The 245-nt window shown below is 65.3% G+C and carries 1 protein-coding gene; it reads left to right on the plus strand.

From position 1 onward, the window contains the following. The coding region (locus tag EN807_RS37345) for an AMP-binding protein (protein WP_135938140.1) at positions 1-245 on the plus strand (245 nt) is incomplete at both ends.

Below are 245 nucleotides of genomic sequence, written 5' to 3' on the forward strand. Positions count from 1 at the left end.
GCCTTGGACTGGCCTGCACAATCTATACGGTCCCACGGAAGCAGCTATCGACGTTACAGCCTGGACTTGCCCGGCTGATTTTGACGGGTCAGTTGTCCCGATCGGGCGGCCGATCGCCAACACGCGGGTGTATCTTCTGGACGGGCATGGTGGGCCGGTGCCGTTCGGGGCGGTGGGCGAGCTTTGCATTGGCGGGGCAGGCGTTGCGCGGGGCTACCTGAACCGCCCTGATCTGACGGCGGAGC

Source organism: Mesorhizobium sp. M5C.F.Ca.ET.164.01.1.1, assembly GCF_004792125.1.
GTDB classification, from domain to species: domain Bacteria; phylum Pseudomonadota; class Alphaproteobacteria; order Rhizobiales; family Rhizobiaceae; genus Mesorhizobium; species Mesorhizobium wenxiniae.